The 3,987-nt window shown below is 33.7% G+C and carries 5 protein-coding genes; 3 read left to right on the top strand and 2 right to left on the bottom strand.

The features are described from left to right. Window positions 1-71 precede the first annotated feature (71 nt). Both Q0A18_RS02370 and Q0A18_RS02375 read right to left on the bottom strand, forming a co-directional pair. Window positions 72-725: a YiiX/YebB-like N1pC/P60 family cysteine hydrolase gene (locus Q0A18_RS02370; protein ID WP_292008569.1), complete on the bottom strand. Its 654-nt coding sequence runs from the start codon at window positions 723-725 to the stop codon at window positions 72-74. Continuing rightward, entirely contained in the window at window positions 703-1,158 is a 456-nt protein-coding gene (locus Q0A18_RS02375; RefSeq protein WP_292008570.1) for a DUF1801 domain-containing protein, read from the bottom strand. The genes Q0A18_RS02370 and Q0A18_RS02375 overlap by 23 nt, the downstream gene beginning before the upstream one ends. A 113-nt stretch (window positions 1,159-1,271) precedes the next feature. Here Q0A18_RS02375 and Q0A18_RS02380 point away from each other — a divergent pair, with 113 nt between their 5' ends. Genes Q0A18_RS02380 through murB form a run of 3 tightly spaced genes read left to right on the top strand, consistent with a single transcriptional unit; the run spans window position 1,272 to window position 3,975 of the window. After that, window positions 1,272-2,477 carry a pyridoxal phosphate-dependent aminotransferase gene (locus Q0A18_RS02380; RefSeq protein ID WP_292008571.1) on the top strand — a complete coding sequence of 402 codons (1,206 nt, stop codon included), beginning with the start codon at window positions 1,272-1,274 and terminating at the stop codon, window positions 2,475-2,477. Window positions 2,478-2,487: 10 nt separating this feature from the next. Beyond that, window positions 2,488-2,964, top strand: a complete 477-nt coding sequence (locus tag Q0A18_RS02385) for a hypothetical protein (protein WP_292008572.1) — start codon at window positions 2,488-2,490, stop codon at window positions 2,962-2,964. Window positions 2,965-2,967: 3 nt separating this feature from the next. Beyond that, window positions 2,968-3,975: a UDP-N-acetylmuramate dehydrogenase gene (murB, locus tag Q0A18_RS02390; protein ID WP_292008573.1), complete on the top strand. Its 1,008-nt coding sequence runs from the start codon at window positions 2,968-2,970 to the stop codon at window positions 3,973-3,975. The last annotated feature ends 12 nt before the right edge of the window (window positions 3,976-3,987 follow it).

The raw sequence follows: 3,987 nt of genomic DNA on the forward strand, positions 1-3,987 counted from the left end.
AAATTAGTAGGGTATTAATTTTAAATTTTAACATAAAAAAAAGAGAAATATTTCTATCCCTCTTTTTTGTTTTATAATTCTTTGATTTTTTTAATCTTATCCGATACTGCTAAACCATTCGGATTGCACCCGGGTTTTCCTTCAGGAACCTTAATATTTCTTTCCTTGTAAAACTTTTCCAAGAACTCATTTGTTTTCCCTGTCTGGGGATCGATAAAAGTCATAGGTTCCAATTTAAATATATGATTTTCACGAAAAGCACGTTCTACAAAATCAGAACAATAATAAGAGTCTTCGTTCAATATATAATTAAAATTATAAGGCTTACCAACCATCGATTCCGCCTTTTCTATTGCAGGAGAAATCGCTTTCCGATATTCCCGCTTTAATCGATAAACAATTACTCTTTGGCCTTCCTTTGCCTGTTCATTCATAAAGTCTTTAAGAACTTGTTTCTGGGAGCCTCCTTTCGGAGCTGCATGCAAAACAAAATACTGGCCTTTTTCTTTTTTGAGAATTCCGATATGATCAAATGAAATATTTTTTTCTTTCTGTGTTACATTATTAATAGCACCCGATAATCCTGAATCATTTGCTGTAACAAAAAGTAAATCTCCATTTTTCAAATTATCAGAAACAGAAGATACCCTACAGCCTTCTAAAAAACCGATAATAACAAATAATAATATTCTTAATAAAAGTTTATTTTTTAAAATTCTCTTCATAACATTGTATCCAATCCTCTGCGGTCATTTTTTTACTAAGTTCAGCTAATAATTCAAAAGGAATTTCATCGGCTTTTTTAAAACGGACACAAGATTTTCCCATATCAAGTTTTCTTTTTGAGTATTTAGGATATTCTTCAACAAACCAATCCAAAAGTTCCGGTTTAGCATATATCCCCATATGATAAAAAGCAATAAAATTCTTCTGAGAAGCAATATTAATAAAAGGTAAAGGTGTTCCCGGGGAACAATGATAACCGTCTGGATAAGTTTCCAACGGTACGGCCCAACCTACCATACCATAACTTACATTGCCTTTAAATCCTTTGGGAAGATTATCATTAACTGTATTAAATAATTTTCTGAAACTTTCCTGCCGTTCTTCAGGGATCTTTAAGATATAATCTTCTATCGATTCTGCGTAAATTTGCATTTATTTAGTTTTTAATTTTTCAAAATAACAAAATTTATAAGTAATTTAATTAAAATTCTGAATTTTATTATTGGAAAATTAAATCTTACTTTTGTGAGACAAATTTTTGAACAATGCCGAATATTTCAAACAGAGCTCAACACATGCCGCCGTCACCAGTGAGGAAGCTGGTTCCATTTGCTATTAAAGCTAAACAAAAAGGAATAAAAGTATATCACCTCAATATCGGACAACCTGATATTGAAACTCCTGAAACCGCACTCAATGCTTTAAAAAATATAGATTTAAAAGTATTGGAATATGCCCTTTCCGAAGGAAATATAGAATACAGAAAAGCACTTACAGATTATTATCATTCTTTAGATTTCACTGATTTAACCCCTGATAATTTCATTGTTACCAATGGAGGTTCTGAGGCATTGAACTTTGCTATCTCTACTTTATGTGATGAAGGTGATGAAGTAATCATCCCCGAACCTTATTATGCTAACTATAATGGATTCACAAGTACATTCAACGTGAATGTAGTAGCAGTTCCTTCCACTATAGATACAGGATTTGCATTACCTTCCATTGAAGAGTTTGAAAAAAAAATAACGGAGAAAACCCGTGCGATCATTATCTGTAACCCAGGAAATCCTACGGGATATCTTTATACACGTGAAGAACTTCAGCAGTTAGCTGATATCGCTTTGAAATATGATATCGTAATTATTTCGGATGAAGTATACAGAGAGTATGTGTATGACGGAAAGCAGCAGGTTTCCATGCTTGCCTTCCCTGAATTAAGCGAAAACTGTATTATTATCGATTCTGAATCCAAGCGCTATTCTATGTGTGGAGTAAGAATCGGATGTATGATCACCCGTTCCAAAAAGATCCATGATGCGGCTATGTTATTTGCTCAGGCAAGATTAAGCCCGGTTCTTTTAGGTCAAATCGCCGCAACAGCTGCACATCAAAATGACGGAGCTTACATAAGATCTGTAAGGGAAGAATATACTCACAGAAGAAATGTTCTTGTAGATTTGCTCAATGCAATTCCGGGCGTAATCTGTCCTAAACCTAAAGGTGCTTTCTATTGTGTGGCTGAATTACCGGTAGATGATACTGAAAAATTCGCTCAGTGGCTGCTGGAAAAATATTCCAACAACAACGAAACTATTATGGTGGCCCCTGCCGGAGGTTTCTACAGTGATCCTGAATTAGGTAAAAAACAAGTAAGAATTGCTTATGTTTTAAAAGAAGAAGATTTAAAAAGAAGCGTAGCCATTCTTGAAGATGCTCTGGAAAAATATAAACTGGAATTCAATATTTAAAATAATACGAATGTCAGCAATAAAAAACAATCTCTGGAAAATATTTTTTTCAACATTTTTATTGCTGATATTTTCTTCCTGTACATCAGAAGAAAAGAAAAACAGTAATCTTCCCGAAGAAATCGATTATATTATATTATCCAATGTCGGTGGGAAGTCTGGTAACTACAGAATCATAAAAATCAAAAAAGATTCTATCCATCTGGAAAAAGGGGCTGCTGCCAAACAAAACCATCAGGAAAAAGGGTTGGCTATTAGTCATGCTACATGGAAAAAGCTTGTTTCAACCGTAGATATAAAAAACTTAGATCTTATTGAAAGTTCCCCGAGCAAACAATCAGTAGACGGAATCGACGAAACTTTCCAGATCAAAACAACAAAAAAATCTCATGTATATGTAAATGCTTATAATGATTCTATCCATTATAAACAGTTACAAAATATGAAAACCGAACTTGAAAAAATTCTTCCTAAAGAATACAAATAAATCATGCAAGAAAATTTCTCTCTAAAACCTTTCAATACTTTTGGTGTAGAAGCAAAAGCAAAACAATTCATTGAAATCAATTCTGTTGAAGAACTTAAAAAAGTTCTTTCGGAATATTCAACCCAACCATTACTTTTTATCGGTGGCGGAAGCAATATTCTATTAACAAAAGATTTCGATGGTTTAGCTTTAAAGCTTAACTTAAAAGGAATCAGTGAGAAAAATCTGGATGAAAATCATGTATTAATAACTGCTCAGGCAGGTGAAAACTGGCATGAGTTTGTAATGTATTGTTTAAGAAAAAATTATGGTGGTCTTGAAAATCTTTCCCTGATTCCCGGAAATGTAGGAACTTCCCCTATGCAAAATATTGGAGCCTATGGAGTGGAAATAAAAGATATTTTTCACAGCTGTTCCGTACTAAACCTGAAAAGTTTAGAAGTGGAAAAATTTGATTTGGAAAAATGCAGATTCGGATATAGGGATTCTATTTTTAAGCAGGAAGGAAAGGGTAAGTATGTAATCCTTGATGTTACTTTCATACTTAGTCTTAAAGATCATATGATAAAAACGGAATATGGAGCTATTCAATCTGAGCTGGAAAAAACAGGAATAACCTCACCCACTATCCAGGATGTTTCTAATGCCGTTATCCATATCAGACAAAGTAAACTTCCTGATCCCAAACAAACCGGAAATGCAGGAAGCTTTTTTAAAAACCCTACCATTCCTTTGAATCAATTTGAAGATCTGCAGCTTAAATTCCCCAACATACAAGGCTATCGTAACGGAAATATAATAAAAGTTCCTGCCGGATGGCTGATAGAGCAATGCGGATGGAAAGGAAAGCAGATAGGAAATGTAGCTTCTCATGCACTACAATCCCTGGTAATTATCAATGCCACCGGAAATGCTACCGGAAAAGAAATCTTTGATTTCTCCACAGAGATTATTAACTCCGTGAAAGAAAAATTTGGTATAGAACTGGAAAGAGAGGTTAATATTATATAAGTTCATCATAAC

This window comes from Chryseobacterium sp. (genome assembly GCF_022712095.1).
GTDB lineage: Bacteria > Bacteroidota > Bacteroidia > Flavobacteriales > Weeksellaceae > Chryseobacterium.

Coding starts and splice junctions, on each gene's coding strand:
- Q0A18_RS02370 (WP_292008569.1), bottom strand. CDS start 725: ATGAAGAGAATTTTAAAAAATAAACTTTTATTAAGAATATTATTATTT.
- Q0A18_RS02375 (WP_292008570.1), bottom strand. CDS start 1,158: ATGCAAATTTACGCAGAATCGATAGAAGATTATATCTTAAAGATCCCT.
- Q0A18_RS02380 (WP_292008571.1), top strand. CDS start 1,272: ATGCCGAATATTTCAAACAGAGCTCAACACATGCCGCCGTCACCAGTG.
- Q0A18_RS02385 (WP_292008572.1), top strand. CDS start 2,488: ATGTCAGCAATAAAAAACAATCTCTGGAAAATATTTTTTTCAACATTT.
- murB (WP_292008573.1), top strand. CDS start 2,968: ATGCAAGAAAATTTCTCTCTAAAACCTTTCAATACTTTTGGTGTAGAA.